Below are 19121 nucleotides of genomic sequence, written 5' to 3'. Positions count from 1 at the left end.
TTTTTTATAATTTGACGATTGTCCGTCCCTTTGCTTGACCTTTCAGTAAGGTAGGCAGGACATCGGGAAGTTCCTGCAAGGAAATTTCCTGTTGAATGAGCTGTTCTACATGATCCAACTTAAAGTCGGTTGCTAGGCGTTTCCAAACTTTCAGCCTCGTATCCATAGGGCAATTCACTGAATCGATGCCAAGCAAGCTGACGCCTCTCAAAATGAATGGGAAGACAGTCGAAGGCAGGTTTGTCCCTCCGGTTAATCCACTGACCGCCACCGATCCACCATATTTAACTTGGCTCAGGACAGAGGCCAATGTTTCTCCACCGACCGGGTCAACGGCACCAATCCATTTTTGCTTGCCAAGTGGACGAAGCGTGCCATCATAGACATCTTCACGGGATAAAATCTTCGTAGCGCCCAGTTCCTTTATGTACGCGTGTTCTGATTTTTTCCCGGTGCTCGCTTCTACCGAATAGCCGAGCTTGGAAAGAATCGAGACGGCAAAACTGCCGACGCCTCCAGTGGCTCCTGTGACGAGAACATTTCCGTCCTCTTGCTTGAGTCCATTTTCTTCTAGACGCATGATGGAAAGTGCAGCGGTGAAACCGGCAGTTCCGATAACCATGGCTTCTTTCAATGTTAGGCCTTCAGGGAGCGGGACAACCCACTCTGCTGGAATACGGGCGAACTCACTGTAGCCCCCGAAGTGTGAAACGCCAATCTCGTAGGAGGTGGCAATCACTTCGTCTCCTTCTTTGAAACGGGAATCCTTAGATGAAACGACAACACCTGCCAAATCGATGCCAGGGACAATCGGATAGCGGCCAACGATGTTTCCGTTAGGGATCGTCGCTAGGCTGTCTTTATAGTTCACGCCAGAATAATGCACGCGGATGAGCACTTCACCTTCTGGAAGATCGCTGAGTGAAAGTTGCTGAATGGTTAAGGAAAAGTCATCTTCTTGTTTGTTTACGAATAAGGCATCAAATTGTTGGGTCATTGTTTTTTCCTCCTTTTTTAGTGAATATTCCCTATTATAAGAGAAGAAACGCACGCTGTATAATAATTGAATCTGAAAACACAGCGCTTTCTTTTCTTTCTCTTGCTAAAAATGGTACTATTAAGACTGATTCAGTTCATTTTAAAGGAGATGTTTTATAATGGCTAAAAAAGGATACATATTGATGGAAAACGGAGAGAAAATCGAATTTGATCTTTTCCCTAATGAAGCACCAAACACAGTGGCTAACTTTGAGAACCTGGCAAACACAGGCTTTTACAATGGTGTAGTCTTTCACCGTGTCATCCCTGGCTTCGTAAGCCAAGGTGGAGATCCAACAGGTACAGGTGCAGGCGGAAGCGGCACACAGATCAAATGTGAAACAGCTGGAAACCCGCACAAGCATGAAGCAGGCAGCTTGTCCATGGCGCATGCCGGAAAAGATACGGGCTCAAGCCAATTCTTTATCGTTCATGAACCACAACCGCATCTAAACGGTGTTCATACTGTATTCGGTAAAGTAACATCAGGTCTAGAAACGGCTAAAGCAATGAAAAATGGCGACAAAATGGAGAAAGTAGAAGTTTTTGACGCTGAATAATAAATGAATAAAGAGGGGGCCTAGGCTCCCTCTTTTTCGTTATAATAGCTTTTTTAGTGGACCAAACAGGATGTTGAATATTTGTGTAGGTCCCGGCATTTCCGGAAAGAGTATGAGAAGGATTGCCAGAACCCACCCGATGGCCAGTAAAAGGACCACCGTTTTTTTCTCTCTTTTATGGGAGCGGTCGATTTTAGGATAGTTGAAAAGAAAAAGGAGGAAGAGTAAGACAGTCACTCCCAATATAGCGGCCATTTTCAAATCCTACTCACCTCTCTTTATCGTTCCTAATGTTTTCGTCATCAAACCTGGTTCTTGTACTTTCAAATGGATATCCATGTTTATTGTGACTTGTGGGAAGACATACTTCCAATGGTCTTTTACCTTTTCCCACTCTTCTGGATACTTTTGATGAAAGGATTCAGCAATACCGAAGGCATCCGTCCCCATGCCATCCCTCACCTCGGTAATGGCAGCCTCTATATCTCGTTCCATTTCATGCTGTAAATAGGTCTCAATCTGCTTCGAGCTAGATTCCTCCATGATATCCAGATTGCTGCCGTTCTGAACCAGTAAACCGTCTACGTTCACATCAACCGTTACACTCCACTTTCCGTTTTCAATCTTGGGAATCAGCTTTGTCGATTGCCGAAGTGGGTGCACCGAGATTTTCCTTCCATCTGGGGTCGATGTGGTTATCGCTCCCAATTTATTTTGATTCCGGATCCATAGCAAACCTTGCGTGACATCTTCTTTAATCGATCCTACCATTTTATCCTCTTTGAAAATAGCGACACCAGAAAACGTGGTAATGGTCTCTGTTGCCTTTTCTGGTTGATCAGGCTTGGATATTTCAAGAAGGGGGAGTATGCCGCCCTTGGAATCACTGATGGTCATCAGCTGGAAATCCTTGACTGTGATCGGTTTTTTTATATACAATTCCGATGATTTTTGTAAAACATCCCCCATATAACTTTCTAGAGCGGGGACCAATTCGAGTATCTCGGAAGCCGGCCCCTTGCTGATAAATAAGTCACCACGTGCCCGGGGTTGAGGATGGCGATTGATGAAATCAATCTGATCATTCAAATGGCCTTTAAGGGCAAATTTTTCTCCGAAAATAAAGGCATCACAGTGGCCCCAGAAAATCTGGCGAGAAAATAACTTTTGCAGGTTCACCATGGCATCCGCCATATTTTCCCCTGTTGCGGATTTAACGAGGACAAGGCTTTCGACTCCACCCGTCCCAGGACCGGCTCCTTGCTGTTGACTGCTGGCGGCCCGGGGAATGAAAACCTGGATGGTAACTTTCACTTGATCTTCTTCTGTAATATCTATCCCCGCTGCCATGACTAAGGCCATATTGGAAAGTTCTTTGCTACCCCAACAGCCAGATAGGGTACAAGTGAAAAAGCAAAGCATGGTCACTGTAATGGCTTTTTTGATTGGCTTGGAAAGAATGGTATTCATGCTTTGGAGTCCTTTCCTCTCATCCTAAGGTTTTTCTGATTGGGGTGGTTGTCTTCATTAAAAAATCTCCTCCGCTTCTGTAAAGATTGCCAAGGTGCCCGGAATAGTGCGTCTTGCCATGAACCATTCTTCAAAGGAGGTAGGTAAGGTACCCCAATGGAGGTCAACTTGCATAGATGAATGACGATAGTGATGATCCCAAGCATCAGCCCGAATAATCCCAGTGTCCCGGCAAGGAGGATAATGGGGAAGCGTAATAATCGTAAGGCGATGCCTTGCGAATAGCGAGGCACTAAAAAGGAGGCGATTCCTGTAAGAGAAACGACGATGACCATCGGAGCGGAAACGATTCCGGCTTGAACCGCGGCCTGTCCGATAACTAGCCCCCCGACGATGCTGACGGCTGCACCGATTTGTTTAGGAAGCCGGAGTCCTGCTTCCCTTAGAGCCTCGAAGGTGACCTCCATCAGGATTGCTTCCACGAATGCCGGAAATGGTATGGCTTCCCGTGATGAGGCAATGGTAATTAACAGGGGGGTCGGAATCATTTCCTGGTGAAAAGTCAGGATGGCGACATACAAGGACGGGAGGGTAACCGAGAAAAAAATAAATAGGTAGCGTAATAGCCGTACAGAAGAACCGATTAAAAAGCCAAAATAATAATCTTCCGGTGACTGGATAAAAGAATAGAAACTGACCGGGGCGATTAAAACGAAAGGTGTCCCATCGACTAGGATGACGATACGTCCTTCCAGCAAATTGGCAGCCACAACATCGGGTCTTTCCGTTGTTAGCAATTGTGGAAAAGGCGAATATGGATTGTCCTTGATGGATCCCTCGATATATCCTGTTTCCAGAACACCATCCAATTCAATCTCGTTGATCCTGGTTTTCAATGTCTCCAATACTTGTTTATCAGCCTTACCCTCTATATAGGCAATGACAACCTCCGTTTTTGTATAACTCCCCACTTTTACTGATTCCATTTTAAGCGTGGGGGAGCTGATTTTTCTGCGAATGAGAGATGTGTTGGTTTGTATGGATTCGATGAATCCTTCGCGGGGACCACGTACCAAACTTTCTGCTTCGGGATCCTCAATCGGACGCTTTTCAAGTTTAACAAGGCCTAGTGCAAGGGCATAATCCATTTTTTGTACCAAGAGAATCGAGTAGCCGGTAGAAAGATAGGTGATGCAATCGGCAAACGTACGAATTTCTTTTGTATCAAGAACTTGAAGCCTTTCTTTCACGGCTTCATGGATGTCAGAAAATGAGAGGGACTCTTCCATCAGCGTATTCATCACATTATTTTCAATTTGTTTCGTATCAGATAGTCCTTCCATATAAAGGATGGCGGCATCCGTATGTCCCCCAATGCAAAAGGTCCGAAAAACCACATCGTAACAATTGGAATAAGTCGCTTGTAAATAGGAAAGGTTTTTGGGAAGATCCTTAAATAGCGGCAAGTCCTGCTTTATTTTCTCTTGTTCGGATTGGTTCATGACATGGCCTACTCCTTTCTACAGGCTAGTTTTTAGTTAGGGATGAAGAGCCATTCGGAACTTCTTTCTTCTGGTATAAACGTCTTTTCAATTTAGCTATTACTAATAGCAGGACCGGGAGCAGTGTCAACATGAAGGGAAGCAAAAAAGGAAAGACGGTTCTAGTGAACTCGGTCTGACCCTGTAAGTTGTAAAACTCCCAAAAACCAAATAATGTAACCAGGAATCCTAACGGTAAGATAAGCGGTTTATAGCTAGGAAGATTCAGGCACTGAGCTGTACCCACAACTAGGATATAGAAGAACACCGTGAGCTTGATGTATGCCCCAAGCATCCATCCTGGTATGATCGCCGCTTCAAGGTGCTCAAAGAAATTCATGAAACTGATGTAGCGAATCGCCTTGAATACGGGAAATGTGTAGTAGCTCGTGAGATCACCGAAAAGGAACAAGGCAGTTAGATTCAAACAAATAAGGCTCAGCATAATGGCGATGATGGAGATGATGATCCATTTCATCCCCTGCTTTCGATCCCTAAGGAATGGTAGAAGTACCGCAATGATAAAGACTTCACTGAACCAAGCCTGTGGAACGGCGGCGCCTAATAGTGGCGGCTTTAGGCCATTTTCCAATATCGGATAAATCCTGGTCGTATCGTAGTCCTGAAAAAGAATCAACATAATGAATGGAATCGGGATGATGAATATGGGAATGAAAAGAGATGAAGCACGTCCCAGCACCGATACACCGCCAGAAACGGCGAAGGCAGACACCAAGACCAGGCTACCCATGATGACGACTCTTGGCGTTTCCGGCAAAAAAGTAATGATGATGAAATCGGCATACTCCCTTAAAATGAAGCCCGACATGTAAAGGAAAAAGAAAACATACAAACAAGTCAGGGCCTTTGAAGGAAACTTGCCTATAATATGCCGGCTGTATTCGAATATCGTTTCATTCGGGTACATCTTATGTAATTGGTATAGGATATAAGCTGTGAAATAACCATTCAATGAGCCAATGATTGGAGATATCCACATATCTCGCCCCGCATAGGAATGGGATATAGTTGGCACGCTCAAAATGGCTGTAGCAAAAATGGTTGGGTAAATAATCAGTGCCAATTGATAGGAAGTAATTTTTCCGTTTTCAAGCATGCTTGTCCCTCATTAATTTTTTTTATAGTATCTCTCTTAAAAGGGAAATTACGCATCTTTCATGAAAAAGGACGAAAAAAAGAACAGCTGGTTCCTGTTCTATAGAGAAGCATCATGATCGGTTTATATTGGCAAAAGTAAAGGGATACTGAACACTTGTCATGGATTCTGAAGTCTCCCATAATTTTTCTGAAGTGTCTTTGTCATATAGAGAATCGATGATGGGATCTTTTTTAGGGAAGCCCTTTCTTCCCTTTTTTCCATCTGGGCCAATATATTCCCCACCTCTTAAGGTAGGTTCCGTTGCTGCATAAAGCGTGGGAAGGGCACCCATATTGGCGGGCTGGGTGAAGGTCTTGGACAAATAGTGGACAAACTTATTCAGGGGCTTGCCAGATCCGCGCGACATGAGGTTTGTATGGGAAAGTCCAGGGTGGCAGGCGACACTGATCGAGTTTGCTTGGTGCTGTTCGAACTTGTTTTGCAATTCCCGGGAAAAGAGAAGGTTGGCAAGTTTGCTTTGGGCATAATACCTCATTGGTTTATATTGATCCTTCCCATCCAAGTGATCGAAGTTTATGGTCCCGTTATTGGCGGCTAAACTGCTTAATGTGACGACCCGTGATTTTGGCGTCGAAAGGATTTTGGGAAGCAATAGGCCTGTCAAGGCAAAATGCCCAAGGTGATTGCTTCCGAATTGTAGCTCGAACCCATCCTTCGTTTGACTATAAGGGGGAATCATGACCCCTGCATTGTTGATTAGAATGGATAAGGAATCGTAGTTCTCCAAGAATGAATCACTAAACTGATGAATGCTCCTCAAATCACTTAAATCGAGTGGCATCACGGAGACATTTGCCTTAGGATGGGCAGACGTGATTCGATCCACCGCCTTTTCCCCTTTCGAAGCATTCCGGACAGCAAGAATGACTTCTGCTCCTTTCCCCGCTAATACAAAAGCCGTTTCAAAACCAAGGCCGCTATTCGCCCCTGTAATCACAATCGTCTTCCCCTTTACATCTGCCATTTGATCGCCATTCCACTTTTCATTCATGTACATCGACTCCTTTCCTGCTCATTCTCTCTCTATCATATACCCATATTATTCCTATATGTCTCGTTTTAAGAGGAATAAAAAGTAAAAAGTGGCCCTCTTTTATAAAGGGGCCACTAATGACGTTTAATCTGGCAAGAGGGTATTAGGAATCTTAATGGGACTGGACAGTTTAGAATGATCACGATAGGAACGATAGGAGATGATATCGTGATTTTTGATGTGGACGTCCAACTGAAGGATGTGGGCATTTTTCATTTCCAAATGGTAGGTCGCTCCTTCTTTCTTTAGAGAATAAAAGGTATAGGTCTTCCCTAAAAGCTCCTTGTCGTTTCGATTCGTCTCCGGTTGGTTTTGAATATAAAGAGCGAGCTCCATAATTGTGATGGAGGTTCCTCCCGTAAGTTCTATTATCTTTTCCTTCATATAATCTACAGCATGACTCAGAGAGGCCTGTGCCCTACCAGCAAGTTTTTTTACCTTATCATCCATGAAGTCTTCTCCTTTTTATTGGGTCATACATGTAGTATGGGGCACATAGCTTAGGCTTTATACAAAAAACCTCTGTCCCTTGAGGGAACAGAGGAAGAGTGATTATTTTAGAGAACCGGGAAAGAACTTGTTCAAATAGCTACCGGCAAATCCAGCAATATAGGAAAGAATAAAGCTACCGATAAAGACCTGGACAACACTGACGCCGAGGGAGAAGGTAATGGCATTTTCTCCATCCCCCATATCAAATAGACCATTCAGCGAAATTGCCGAGAAAGATGCTATTGCGCTAACGAATAGACTATATACAAGGCTTAGTACAGCCAGTGATACGAATGAAGACTGTTTGGACTTAGCCATAGAATAACCGGCAAATATTAGCAATAAGATAGGAAGGATCATCGCTAGCTTCAAGTAAAGGTCGATGTTCGTAAAACTGAAAAATAAATCTAGATATGAAAGATCTCCTCCTTCCATAACGTCACCATCCGTGCTAAAGCCGGAGAATACGGAGAAACTAATTTCTCCACTTTCTCCGTCCCCTTCTCCTTTTAGGGAGAGTGGGGTGAAATGGAGCATACTATAAACGATGGAAGATAATTGCACACCTAGATAGCAGGCTGCCAAGGTGGTCTTTTCTAAAATTTGTTGACTAACACCAGGTACATCAAGGACCGAGAGCATTTCTTTTGCATCATTCATTTTACTGATAAGGATGGCGACCATTACAATGGTAAGTGTAACGAAACCACGGATAAATGCAGAAAACCCTTGGTGGACGGCATTCCCATAAGGAATCAATGATTCAAGTTGCTTGGTTATTTGGCGGTAGTTAATACTAAATAACATCCCCAGCATGCTAAAGACGATTCCAAACAATAAACCTTTAAAGAAGGTTTGGAAGAATGGATAAGCAGTTGTTATGGCTAGATTCAAGCTTTCTCCGCTTTCAGAGTGCTTGATTTTATAATCAAAACCACTGAATAGAGATAAGAACGTCAACAAAAGGCTGTAAATCAATGCTATTCCAACGGCTCCTGAAAGGAAAGATTGTATAGAGATATCAGTATGTTTCTTTCTGTATACAATGCCACTTAAGAATAAGCATAATAAGGGAATTATAATGAATAAAACATATGTGAAGGAAAGGCTCAATTCGCCGGACCCTTTATAATCTTCATATGAGTTATTGCTTTCCATATCTAACGTATAACTTGGTGAAAGTGTATGAGACATCATGACCGTATCTGAGAATCCGAATATAGCTCCAGGTTCTTTGAATTTGAAGCCAGACTCATCCGCCATGTTTTCGGCAGCTTCCTCTGGGGTGAACCCAAACGATTCTTCAAATATGTCCTCATAAAAATTAGTATTTGTCGTATACACTAAAAGATTTAAAAGAAGCATGAGAATAAAAGCTGCAATGGCAGGTATAAGGGCTTTTCGTAATGTATCTTTAGATAATAGAGAAGTAAACGAGAAGGTCCTTGAATTTAATATTCGTGGTGTTACTTTCTCGTTCATGGAAATCTTTGTTGTGCCGAATTTAAGTAGGGAGTTTCCGCAAGATTTGCAGTAATTATCAATCTTGTTAGTTCCTTCTCCACATTCGGGACAAAAGTTCGTTTCATTATTTACTAATTGTAACTGTTGCAGAGATGATGAATTTCCTAGTGCAGTCCCATCATGTGAGCAATAGTTGCTATAGTCCGGATTAGATTCTCCGCATGTTGTACAGAACATAGCTATCCTCGTCTCCTTTCATTTCATTCATGATGTCTTTAAACCGCAACAGTTGCAGAAGACAGCATGTAATGGGATTTGTTCTTCACATGAAGGACAGGAAGATGTTTCTATTTGAGTATCCAATTTTGGTAACTCCACTTTGGCTCCGCAGCCTCCACAAAATTTATCTTCACTGGTGACCGGAGACCCACATGAACTACAGGCATGCTCTGTTTGACTTTGAGAGTTCAATTCAGTAATAGACTGTTGTGCCTTGTATATGACGTGGTCAAATTCCATTAAAGATGTCATTTTTTTTGTCAGTTCTTCAGTGGGATGGATCTCGTTGCTACGTAATTTTTTATATAATTCCTCCCCTAACTGTAAAAGTATTTCGTTCCGTTTCATACCGGTTTCTTGTATGCTTCTTTTGTACTGGTTAATCGTTTGGGCGTTTTGAAGCTTTTGTTTGTTCGTTTGTAAGCTATCCTGAATCTTATTGAGTCCACTTCCTAGCTTATCTTGCAATTCATTCAAATTTACCACTCCTTCATATTTTCCTAAGCTATCAAATAATTCAAAAGTTATATGTATAATTAGATAGTGATAGGTCTAAATTCATAAGATTTGTTGCGTTGTCATGTTACATAATATAGTATTATTGAGATAATATGAATCGATTTTTATAATTTAGCATATATTTTAAGTGAAAAAAGGGGAGAAAACATTGCATTGTAATAATTGTGGGGAAAAAATAAGTGGAAATAAGGCCTTTTGTACTAAATGTGGAACGACTATAGAAAATCAGAATCCTATTGCTGAAACACGGACAAAAAGTCCTAGATCGGGTTCTTTTTTTAAGTCGAAAAGTTCTAAGGTTCTCTCCATTTCTGTAATCCTATTACTAATGGTTGGATTTGCTGGTTATATAACAGTACAGAGTATGTATAAACCGGCTAAAGTAGTTAAACAATTTGAAGATGCCATTAAAAGTAACAATACTAAGGACGTAGCGAAGATTTTGAATGGTGGACAGGATGTGATGAAGGTAGAAGAAGTGGATGCGAAGATGCTTATTCAATATTTCGATGAAAATCCTGATCTTCTAGCCGAAACCAAGTCAAATCTGAAAAAAACGGCTCAATACTTGGAAAATGATAATGTAATAGGTTCTAAAGGTGAAGGTTTTTTAACCTTGCAAAAGGTTAAGAAAAAATGGGGAATCATTAAGCAATATGGTGTTAGCTTTCAGCCAGTTTACATAAAGGTCTCAACAAATCAGCCACATGCCTCCGTTTCCATTAATGAGAAAGGCGTGGGGGAACTGAAAGAGGGAGAAGAGCGGACATTCGGGCCATTCCTACCGGTTGAGCATGAGGTTAAAGGTTCCTATAAAGGGGAATATACAACGGTAACTGATGAGGTTAAAGTTGATTCATTAGAGGAAGACAGCCATAAGATTCCTGTCGGTTTGGATTTGACGGGAGATGATGTGTATCTAACCTCTAATTATGATGAAGCGACCATTTTCGTAAATGGAACGAGCACAGGCAAAACAGTCGAGGATCTAGAATCATTAGGTCCGGTGTCTTTAGATGGGAAGATGAAGATTCATGCGGAAGTAAAAGTGCAAGGAAAGACCTTGAAAAGCGACGAAGTCTCGGTTGATAATGCTTCAATAGATTTATGGATCGATGATACGGAAATTGCGGAAGCTGAAGAACGAGCTTACCAAGCAGCTGCTGCAAAAGAAACGGAAGAGGAAGATGTAATAGCGGTAGTCAATGAGCATTATGAAGAGATTACAAACGGAAATTATGAATCAGCCTATGATTTATTCAGTACCGGCAGAAAAGGGAAAAATAAATTCAGTAGCTGGGAAGAAGGAATGAAGGATAACATGAGTGATGAAGTGACGTATGTAGAAGTGGATTCATTGAATGATAACAAGGCCACTGTCTCATTTGAAATGGTCTCTGAAGATTTGAAAGATGGAGAGACACTTGTCCAAACATGGAAGGGCAAATGGCATCTAGTGAAGGAATCTTCTGATTGGAAGCTTTCAGACCCTGAAATTAAATTAGTGGATAAGAAAGTCCAATGAAGAAAAGGTATACATACATTGGACTCCTCTTCATTGCGCTTCTCTCATTTTTAACGGTCGTACTCATACAGTTGAATATGGATACGAGTCTTCCAAGTGAAAAGACAGAGAAGCGTGATACCAAGGAAGCCAATCAAAAAGAGAAAACAACCGTACAAGAGAATAAGATAAATAAAGAGGATACAAGTGATAAGGAAATTAATGCATTGACCAATACCGATGAAAAAGTGGAGAAAATGCTAGAAAAGATGACGCTCGAAGAAAAAGTCGGGCAGCTCATGATGATCGGCTTTTCTGGTACGGAAAAGAGCACCGAGGTTCAGGAGTTCATCGAAGAAAAGCATATAGGCGGCATCATTTACTTTGACCGTAATATGAGTTCTCCTAAACAAGTGGCCGAGTTATCCAACTCCCTGCAGGAATCTGCAGAAGGTAGCCGGTTCTCCCTTCCACTCATGGTTGCCATCGATCAAGAAGGGGGGGGCATTACCCGGATGAGGGAACAGGTTTCCCCTATCCCTTCGCAACAGAAGTTAGGGGAAAAGGCCACTGCGGATGAAGTATATCAGGTGGCTAAATTGAATGGTAGAGAGCTGGAGTCGATGGGAATCAACCTTAACTTTGCCCCTGTTTTGGATTTATCGAAGAAAGATAGCCGTTCATTTGGGACGGACCCCAAAAAAGTCCATCAATATGGGGAAAAAGTGATTCAAGGGTTGAATGAAGCATCCGTTACAGGAGCCCTGAAGCACTTCCCGGGGAATGGCCGTAGCGAGATTGATCCACATGTCGAGACCTCTTCCGTGGAAGCAAACCAGCTTGACCTGGAAAACTCGGATATCTATCCGTTTAAAGAGATCATCAAGGATGTGGATAATGACAAGTTTTTCATGATGGTGACGCATATAAAATATCCGGCTTATGATAAAGAAAAACCTGCCAGCCTATCCAAGGTCATTATCGAAGACCTGCTACGAGAGAAGCTGGGCTACAAAGGAATCGTCATCACGGATGATATGGAAATGGGAGCCGTGAAAAATTACTTTTCCTTTAAGGACATGGGCAAAGAAGCGATTCTTGCAGGCGTGGACATCGTCTTGGTCTGTCACGAACATCCCCACCAATTAGAGGTGTATAACGGGATAATCGATGCCGTTAAAAAAGGGGAAATCCCGATGGAACGAATCGATGAATCAACAAAGCGCGTCCTGACTTACAAACTGAACAACATTCAACAAACGACCGTTGACCCAGAACAAGCTGCAAAAGTAGTGAAAAGTCCTGAAAGCGTGGATTATATCAATGGTCTGGGCCTTGAATGAATTGGCAAGAAGTAGAACCCGAACGGTGTCGTTCGGGTTCTTTTTCGTCTTTTGAAGGAACTGGCTTGGTAAATATGTATATTTAATGGATGTGGAGATTGAAATTGCTGAAATGTGTCCGATATATGACTAGAAACGGGAATTTTTGATGAGGGAGAAAGAAATTGCACATACATGGAAGCTATAACATAGGGCTTGTCATTTTGTCCTTCATAATTGTGACCTTGGCTTCGTATTCGGCTTTGGATCTTGTGGGAAGAATCATCCATTCAAAACAGAAAGCCAAGAAATATTGGCTGGTAGGTGGAGCGATTACGATGGGTCTAGGCATATGGTCGATGCATTTTATCGGGATGCTGGCTTTACAGGTCCATGAAACAATTACGTATGATTATCTTAAGGTCCTGATATCGGTTGGGATCGCCATTTTTGCTTCAGGGATGTCCTTGTTCTTTGTCAGTCGTGAAACGATGAATTGGAAACAGCTATTGATTGGAGGTGCCTCATTGAGTACGGCCATCCTTACGATGCATTACACGGGAATGGCTTCGATGCGTATGGCGGCGTCCATTCAGTACGATCCGCTATTGGTGATCTGTTCCGTACTGATTGCTTGTTCCGCTTCAGTAGCGGCTTTAAAGATCAATTTTCGCTATATACACCAAAAGGCTACCCGGCTAGTTGAAAAAATCATCAGTGCAAATATCATCGGGATAGCGGTTGCAGGCACGCACTATACGGGAATGGCGGCTGCCACGTATCATAGCAATCACGTGGTTTCCCCAACCAGTTCAGCTCTTCCTGTTGGAACGCTCTTTCTGGCACTCGGAATCGGAAGTGCCATGCTTTTCATTCAGATAGTTGTCCTCTTTTTCATTAGCCTTGATAAGAAACTCACCCTACAGAACAAGGAGCTGCTACTAACCCAGCAAAAGTACGATTCCCTTGTTACTTATAATCCGGATATCATTTTCAGGATGAATAAGGAAGGGAAGTTGGAAACAATCAACCCGGCGGTTTTCAGGATTTTAGGTTATACACCAGAGGAAATTCAAAGATTGTCGATTGAAAGTCTTGTATCTGAAGAGGAATGGCAGGAAAGTAAAAATTACTATATGGATACGTTAAAAGGGACCCTTCGCTCTTATGAAATTATGGCCATCCATAAAAATAAGAGCAAGGTCACTTTTAATGTCTTGACCGTTCCGGTATATGTCGATAATGAAATCGAAGGTGTATACGGAATTGCCAAGGACATCACCGAGCAGAAAGCGGCCTTGGCCAAAGTCAATTATATGGCCTATCATGATGAACTTACAGGGTTGCCAAACCGAAGGTCCTTTAAGGAAAAAGCAAATATCTTCATTGAGCAAAATGTGGAAGGCATGTCTGCTTTACTCCTGATGGATATTGATCGATTCAAGACCATTAACGATACCTTGGGACATGGGCAAGGTGATTGGTTTATAAAAGAAATTGCCAAACGGTTTGACGATTGCCTGGAACCAGGAGAACTCCTAGCTAGAATCGGGGTGGATGAATTTGCGGTATTCCTGCCGCAGATATCCGGGCTTGAACAAGTGGAAATCACCGCCCAAAAGTTACTGGAATCTTTGGTAGAACCAATCAAGGTCAATAACCATGACATCTACACAACCACATGTATTGGGATATCAGCTTACCCGCAGGATGGGGGGGACATCGAAGAACTTTTGAAAAGAGCGGATCTGGCGATGTTCTTAGGAAAAGGAACGGGAGACTCATCGTATAAGTTCTTTAAAGAGTCCATGGAAAGTAGATTGGATAAAATCCTGATTGAAGAAGAAATGAGGACGGGGATTCATAAAGATAATGAATTTCTATTATACTTTCAACCAAAGATCGATACACAGACTGAGAAAATATCAGGTGTAGAAGCTTTGGTCCGTTGGAATCATCCAAGGCTGGGATTCGTCTCACCAGCTGAGTTCATTCCATTGGCTGAGGAAACGGGGCTGATCATCCAACTCGGTGAAAAGATACTCGACTTGGCATGTGCCCAACTCCATGCCTGGCATAAAGAAGGATTCGATTCCATTCATATCGCCGTCAACATATCGACGCGGCAATTCATGCAGGAGAATTTCATCGAAAAGTTGAGATGCATGTTGGACAAATGGAATATAGATGGCAGGAATCTGGAGTTGGAAATAACTGAAAGTACGGCGATGAACAATGTGAACAGGGCCATCTTTACCTTTGAAAGGTTAAGGGAACTGGGCGTGAAGATCGCCATAGACGACTTCGGCACCGGATATAGTTCCTTTGCTTACTTAAAGGATTACCCCATCAATACATTGAAAATCGACCAATCGTTTATCAGGAACTTGGCAACCGGTGGACCGGATGAAGCAATTGTGGCGTCCATCATTGGGCTGGCCAAAAACATGCAGCTGAATATCGTGGCAGAAGGCGTTGAATATCAAACGCAATTCGACTTTTTAAAAGAAATGGAGTGTAACCAGGTACAGGGTTACATGTTCAGTAAACCGTTGCCAGCACACGAATTAGAAGACAAGTTTCTACGCAATCTATATGCGTTTCCGGTCGCCTGAAGGATGGAAGTCTGGGTCTCCTTGTTTAAAGAAGTGATTATAGGGAAATACTATACTATACTAAAATATAAGGAGGAAACTCAGATGCCATCAAACAAAATGATTGGAACCGTCGTATTGGGAGCAGCTGCTTACTTAATGCGCAATAAAGAAACGCGTGAGAAAACAATAAGCCAGATCAAATCAATCGCTAATCCTGAAATGATTGATAAGGTAAAGAGCCAACTCCAATCCTTCACTAAATCAAAATCAAGTAATTCACCAATCAATTAAGGTAGCATGAAAAAAAGCTCCATCAAGGGATAGCATATCCTTGATGGAGCTTTTTTGGTTTCCCGAATTACGTAAAAAGCACCTGCCTTTAAAAAACTGGAGAAAGTTTTTTAAACGGCAGGCGCTTTTATGTCATCAATTACTCAGCTTCTTCACCATTGTCTTCTTTATTGAACCATAACGGATCTTCGTTATCGACCTCACCATTATAATTGATGGTAATCTCTTCTCCCGCCTTAATATCGGTATAAGCGAAGAAATCAAATGTATGATGATCAAAGTTTATGTCATATGTGGCATTCGGCGTATAGGAGTGGTTAAATAGCATGCCATATCCTAAAAGCAGGCAAGTATGGTTGATGCCATACTCAAACGCATAATCCGCTAGCAATGTTTTCTCGATATGAACATGCTCTTCATTTGGATAAGCGATAACCGGTGCTTCATGCAACAGCTCACCTTTTTTAATATCACGTTTTGCGAAAACGCCTCTATTGAACTCTCCATCACTGAGTGTGGAATTTTTAACCTCGATCATATTCGTCACCTACTTGTTCTTTTCTTTTATAGTCCAGATTGTATAAGCTTGACAGCAATTAGGAAGAAAAGCAACTAATTTAGGGAAATTAATCGTTATCCTCTTGAAGAATCCCCAATAAGTGCAAAATATCGTGGCACAAAAACGCAAAGAAATATGGCGTAAGTGCAAAGGAATTTGTCTATATCGCGGTTTTATTGGGTGAAGATGTAGGATTTTGCTGACAAGTGAAAAGTGGCATGAAAATTGCTGAAAGAAAAAGAATAATTAATCCATTCAGAACTTTCAAGTAGTATAATTTCTAAAGTGGGAATTTTCTGAACTGCGTGCAAAAGCAAAAGGGGATGTACATATGATAGTAAAACGCGAAGAGGAAGTCTTTGAGTATCCAGTCGAAACACCGAAAAAAGAACAGGCGTTAAACAGAGGGTTGAAATCTCGTCACTTAACGATGATTTCCATTGGAGGAGCCATCGGAACAGGATTGTTTCTTAGCAGTGGGGCTGCCATACATACAGCGGGACCAGGCGGTGCTCTACTTGCTTACGCATTGGTCGGGGCCATGGTGTACTTTGTCATGACAAGCTTAGGGGAACTAGCTGCCTTTATGCCAACCAGTGGATCATTTAGTACATATGGAACGAAATTTGTCGATCCTGCCTTTGGATTTGCCTTGGGTTGGACATATTGGTTCAACTGGTCCATGACTATAGCGGCTGAGTTAGCCGCATCGACCATCATCATGAAATTCTGGTTTCCGGATAGTCCATCACTATTGTGGAGTTTCTCATTTTTAGTGCTTATTTTTCTATTGAACTATCTCTCTGTCAAAGGCTATGGTGAAGGGGAATATTGGTTTTCTTTCATTAAAGTTACGGCCATCATCATTTTTATCATTGTCGGCTTACTCATGATTGTAGGCATTATGGGAGGGGAAGCGGTAGGCTTTAAAAATTTCACAGTGGACGATGCTCCTTTTCCAGGTGGGTTCATGGGGGTATTCATCGTTTTCATAGCAGCAGGTTTTTCTTTTCAGGGGACGGAAATCGTTGGTGTTGCAGCTGGGGAAAGTGAAAATCCAGCTAAAAATATACCGAAGGCCATTAAAAGCGTCTTCTGGAGGATTCTCCTTTTTTACATATTGGCGATTTTCGTGATAGGGCTGCTTATCCCTTATACGAATTCAAGTTTACAAGGCGAGAATGTTATGGTCAGCCCATTTACGCTCATATTTGAGAAAGCGGGAGTAGCCTTTGCGGCTTCCCTGATGAACGCCGTGATTTTAACTGCGGTATTATCTGCGGGGAATTCAAGCTTATATGCCTCTACCCGTATGTTATATTCGATGGCTAAAGCCGGGCAAGCACCCCGGATTTTTGCCAAACTGAACAAACGAGGTGTCCCAGTGGCGGGTATGATCTTAACATGTTCCATCGGAATGCTTGCCTTTTTGGCTTCCATATTCGGTGATGGCACCGTATATCTATGGCTAATGAACGCGATCGGGATAACGGGATTTATCTTCTGGCTGGGCATTTCCATAAGCCATTATCGCTTCCGTAAGGCATATGTGTTACAAGGGCATTCATTGGATAAGCTGCCGTACAAGGCTTTATGGTTTCCAATCGGGACGATATTTGCCATTACGATTGGAATGGTCGTCATCTTGGCTCAAAATATCCAAGCGTTCTTTTCGGACCATATCGATTGGGGAAGTGTGGTGGCGGCATACTTAGGAATCCCTCTTTTTCTCGCCCTCTGGTTTGGGTATAAACTGATTAGGAAAACGAGATTCGTTAAGCTCGAAGAAGTAGAAATTAATTTTGATGAAAAGTATGACTGAAAACTTCCGGACCATGTTCACAGACATGGTTCCGGTTATTTTATTATTTTAAATTGAACATGTACCAATGTTAGTCGCATTGAATTGGATGTGAATGTTGTTTTGCAGGAAACTTAAGGGTGGAAGAAGAATGAGTATAAAAGATAGAAATCCCAACTGAGGAAGAATGCATCCATTTGGTAGAAAAGGAAGGTGCATGAACGATGACACTACTGACCAATCTGAAAGTGCTAGACTTTTCGACACTTTTGCCAGGGCCATTCGCTACGCTCATGCTTGCAGATTTAGGAGCGGAAGTGTTGAAGGTGGAACGGCCGGCCAAGGATGATACATGGGCAGTCGATCAATATTTGAACCGTTCAAAAAAATCGGTTGCCCTTGATTTGAAACGGCAGGAGTCGATTGATGCCGTAAAGAATCTAGTAAAGGAATATGATATTGTCCTTGAACAGTTCCGGCCGGGTGTCATGGATCGGTTGGGGCTGGGATACGAAGAATTAAAACAAATCAATCCAAAGTTGATTTACTGTTCGCTTACTGGCTTTGGTCAGACTGGTCCCTACAAGAATCGTCCAGGTCATGATATCAACTATATTTCGATAGCGGGATTGTCCGGTTACTCAGGTACGCAAAAAGGAGGACCTGCAAAAAATGGAACGCAAATAGCTGACCTTGCTGGAGGCTCCATGCATGCTGTCATCGGGATTTTGTCGGCAGTCATCTACCGGGAGCGGACGGGTGAAGGTCAGTTCATCGATATCAGCATGACCGATTGCAGCTTTGCTTTGAATGCGATATCTGCACCCCTACATTTACAGGGTGGATTGGAGCTTGAACCGGAAAAGTTGGTATTGAATGGCGGAACATTTTATGATTTTTATGAAACGAAAGACGGCCGTTACTTCTCGGTTGGAAGCTTGGAGCCATCATTCCGTGAAGTGTTATGTGAAGCGATCGGACAGCCTGAACTGTTCGAATTAAGCATGAAGCAAGATGCGGAAAGTAGCATCCAATTCAAAAGGATCATCAAGCATGCATTTCTTGAAAAGACATTTGAAGAATGGCAGGGCATATTCGAAGAGTTCGAGGCTTGTGTCGAACCGGTGCTGACTTTTTCTGAAGCGACCAATCACCCGCAACTGCAAGCGCGTGGCATGATAGTCGAAGTGCCCGATGGAGAAGGAAACATGCAGAGGCAGATGGCTTGTCCCATCAAAACATCGGTCTTCACTCCAGAGTATAAACATGTTGGGATGAAGCCGGGACAAAGTAATGATGAGGTTTTTGGCACTCTTGAAATGGAGCGATAACAACGGATGGACCGGCAGATAATCTGCCGGTCTCAGACTGTAGACAAACTCGATGAAAATCGACTTTGCCTACAGTTTTTTTTGTTTTAAAATAGAAGTATTAAAACTTGGAGTGATGAGGATGCTTTCGAAACATAATT

17 protein-coding genes are annotated in these 19121 nt (G+C 42.5%); 7 read left to right on the top strand and 10 right to left on the bottom strand.

What is annotated here, in order from left to right:
- Positions 1–4 precede the first annotated feature (4 nt).
- A complete protein-coding gene (locus ACQKIC_RS12290) occupies positions 5–997 on the bottom strand; it encodes an NADPH:quinone oxidoreductase family protein (RefSeq protein ID WP_427591362.1) in 993 nt (330 codons plus the stop codon).
- A 160-nt stretch (positions 998–1157) separates the two neighbouring features.
- Here ACQKIC_RS12290 and ACQKIC_RS12285 point away from each other — a divergent pair, with 160 nt between their 5' ends.
- Complete coding sequence (locus tag ACQKIC_RS12285; protein WP_251540275.1) at positions 1158–1598, top strand: peptidylprolyl isomerase; 441 nt, start codon at positions 1158–1160, stop codon at positions 1596–1598.
- Positions 1599–1637: 39 nt separating this feature from the next.
- Here the strand turns inward: ACQKIC_RS12285 and ACQKIC_RS12280 are convergent, their stop codons facing one another.
- The 8 genes from ACQKIC_RS12280 to ACQKIC_RS12245 form a co-directional block, all read right to left on the bottom strand.
- Entirely contained in the window at positions 1638–1853 is a 216-nt protein-coding gene (locus ACQKIC_RS12280; RefSeq protein ID WP_402871350.1) for a hypothetical protein, read from the bottom strand.
- A gap of 9 nt (positions 1854–1862) precedes the next feature.
- Entirely contained in the window at positions 1863–3068 is a 1206-nt protein-coding gene (locus ACQKIC_RS12275) for a Ger(x)C family spore germination protein (protein ID WP_427591361.1), read from the bottom strand.
- Positions 3065–4570, bottom strand: a complete 1506-nt coding sequence (locus tag ACQKIC_RS12270) for a spore germination protein (RefSeq protein WP_427591360.1) — start codon at positions 4568–4570, stop codon at positions 3065–3067. The genes ACQKIC_RS12275 and ACQKIC_RS12270 overlap by 4 nt, the downstream gene beginning before the upstream one ends.
- A 25-nt stretch (positions 4571–4595) precedes the next feature.
- Positions 4596–5726 (bottom strand): GerAB/ArcD/ProY family transporter, encoded by a 1131-nt coding sequence (locus ACQKIC_RS12265; RefSeq protein ID WP_427591358.1) that lies wholly within the window; start codon positions 5724–5726, stop codon positions 4596–4598.
- A 112-nt stretch (positions 5727–5838) separates the two neighbouring features.
- Positions 5839–6780 carry an oxidoreductase gene (locus ACQKIC_RS12260; RefSeq protein ID WP_427591357.1) on the bottom strand — a complete coding sequence of 314 codons (942 nt, stop codon included), beginning with the start codon at positions 6778–6780 and terminating at the stop codon, positions 5839–5841.
- Positions 6781–6906: 126 nt separating this feature from the next.
- Entirely contained in the window at positions 6907–7272 is a 366-nt protein-coding gene (locus tag ACQKIC_RS12255; protein ID WP_427591356.1) for a hypothetical protein, read from the bottom strand.
- Between the two features lie 102 nt (positions 7273–7374).
- Entirely contained in the window at positions 7375–9015 is a 1641-nt protein-coding gene (locus tag ACQKIC_RS12250) for a zinc ribbon domain-containing protein (RefSeq protein ID WP_427591355.1), read from the bottom strand.
- 27 nt (positions 9016–9042) lie between these two features.
- Positions 9043–9534 (bottom strand): zinc ribbon domain-containing protein, encoded by a 492-nt coding sequence (locus tag ACQKIC_RS12245; protein ID WP_402989860.1) that lies wholly within the window; start codon positions 9532–9534, stop codon positions 9043–9045.
- A gap of 370 nt (positions 9535–9904) precedes the next feature.
- Here ACQKIC_RS12245 and ACQKIC_RS12240 point away from each other — a divergent pair, with 370 nt between their 5' ends.
- The 4 genes from ACQKIC_RS12240 to ACQKIC_RS12225 all read left to right on the top strand — a co-directional run bounded on the left by ACQKIC_RS12240 (position 9905) and on the right by ACQKIC_RS12225 (position 15290).
- Positions 9905–11101, top strand: coding sequence for a TcaA 3rd/4th domain-containing protein (locus tag ACQKIC_RS12240; protein WP_427668646.1), 1197 nt, complete (start codon positions 9905–9907; stop codon positions 11099–11101).
- Positions 11098–12423: a beta-N-acetylhexosaminidase gene (gene nagZ, locus ACQKIC_RS12235; protein ID WP_427591353.1), complete on the top strand. Its 1326-nt coding sequence runs from the start codon at positions 11098–11100 to the stop codon at positions 12421–12423. The genes ACQKIC_RS12240 and nagZ overlap by 4 nt, the downstream gene beginning before the upstream one ends.
- Before the next feature lie 203 nt (positions 12424–12626).
- Entirely contained in the window at positions 12627–15017 is a 2391-nt protein-coding gene (locus ACQKIC_RS12230) for a bifunctional diguanylate cyclase/phosphodiesterase (RefSeq protein ID WP_427591352.1), read from the top strand.
- A gap of 84 nt (positions 15018–15101) precedes the next feature.
- Entirely contained in the window at positions 15102–15290 is a 189-nt protein-coding gene (locus tag ACQKIC_RS12225) for a hypothetical protein (protein ID WP_407407861.1), read from the top strand.
- A gap of 139 nt (positions 15291–15429) precedes the next feature.
- Here the strand turns inward: ACQKIC_RS12225 and ACQKIC_RS12220 are convergent, their stop codons facing one another.
- Positions 15430–15828, bottom strand: a complete 399-nt coding sequence (locus tag ACQKIC_RS12220) for an SET domain-containing protein (RefSeq protein WP_402871281.1) — start codon at positions 15826–15828, stop codon at positions 15430–15432.
- Positions 15829–16180: 352 nt separating this feature from the next.
- Between ACQKIC_RS12220 and ACQKIC_RS12215 the strand changes: the two genes are divergently transcribed.
- Positions 16181–17671 carry an amino acid permease gene (locus ACQKIC_RS12215; RefSeq protein WP_402871283.1) on the top strand — a complete coding sequence of 497 codons (1491 nt, stop codon included), beginning with the start codon at positions 16181–16183 and terminating at the stop codon, positions 17669–17671.
- A gap of 203 nt (positions 17672–17874) precedes the next feature.
- Complete coding sequence (locus tag ACQKIC_RS12210; RefSeq protein WP_427591350.1) at positions 17875–18981, top strand: CaiB/BaiF CoA transferase family protein; 1107 nt, start codon at positions 17875–17877, stop codon at positions 18979–18981.
- Positions 18982–19121: the final 140 nt, after the last annotated feature.

It is taken from the genome of Peribacillus sp. NPDC046944 (assembly GCF_050272735.1).
Lineage (GTDB): Bacteria > Bacillota > Bacilli > Bacillales > DSM-1321 > Peribacillus.
The sequence above is the reverse complement of the archived record's forward strand: the minus strand, read 5'-3'. Positions and strand labels throughout refer to the sequence as shown.

Bases quoted from the DNA above. Each gene is read 5' to 3' on its own strand.
- ACQKIC_RS12290 (WP_427591362.1), bottom strand. From the start codon at position 997: ATGACCCAACAATTTGATGCCTTATTCGTAAACAAACAAGAAGATGAC.
- ACQKIC_RS12285 (WP_251540275.1), top strand. From the start codon at position 1,158: ATGGCTAAAAAAGGATACATATTGATGGAAAACGGAGAGAAAATCGAA.
- ACQKIC_RS12280 (WP_402871350.1), bottom strand. From the start codon at position 1,853: ATGGCCGCTATATTGGGAGTGACTGTCTTACTCTTCCTCCTTTTTCTT.
- ACQKIC_RS12275 (WP_427591361.1), bottom strand. From the start codon at position 3,068: ATGAATACCATTCTTTCCAAGCCAATCAAAAAAGCCATTACAGTGACC.
- ACQKIC_RS12270 (WP_427591360.1), bottom strand. From the start codon at position 4,570: ATGAACCAATCCGAACAAGAGAAAATAAAGCAGGACTTGCCGCTATTT.
- ACQKIC_RS12265 (WP_427591358.1), bottom strand. From the start codon at position 5,726: ATGCTTGAAAACGGAAAAATTACTTCCTATCAATTGGCACTGATTATT.
- ACQKIC_RS12260 (WP_427591357.1), bottom strand. From the start codon at position 6,780: ATGAATGAAAAGTGGAATGGCGATCAAATGGCAGATGTAAAGGGGAAG.
- ACQKIC_RS12255 (WP_427591356.1), bottom strand. From the start codon at position 7,272: ATGGATGATAAGGTAAAAAAACTTGCTGGTAGGGCACAGGCCTCTCTG.
- ACQKIC_RS12250 (WP_427591355.1), bottom strand. From the start codon at position 9,015: ATGTTCTGTACAACATGCGGAGAATCTAATCCGGACTATAGCAACTAT.
- ACQKIC_RS12240 (WP_427668646.1), top strand. From the start codon at position 9,905: ATGGTTGGATTTGCTGGTTATATAACAGTACAGAGTATGTATAAACCG.
- nagZ (WP_427591353.1), top strand. From the start codon at position 11,098: ATGAAGAAAAGGTATACATACATTGGACTCCTCTTCATTGCGCTTCTC.
- ACQKIC_RS12225 (WP_407407861.1), top strand. From the start codon at position 15,102: ATGCCATCAAACAAAATGATTGGAACCGTCGTATTGGGAGCAGCTGCT.
- ACQKIC_RS12220 (WP_402871281.1), bottom strand. From the start codon at position 15,828: ATGATCGAGGTTAAAAATTCCACACTCAGTGATGGAGAGTTCAATAGA.
- ACQKIC_RS12215 (WP_402871283.1), top strand. From the start codon at position 16,181: ATGATAGTAAAACGCGAAGAGGAAGTCTTTGAGTATCCAGTCGAAACA.
- ACQKIC_RS12210 (WP_427591350.1), top strand. From the start codon at position 17,875: ATGACACTACTGACCAATCTGAAAGTGCTAGACTTTTCGACACTTTTG.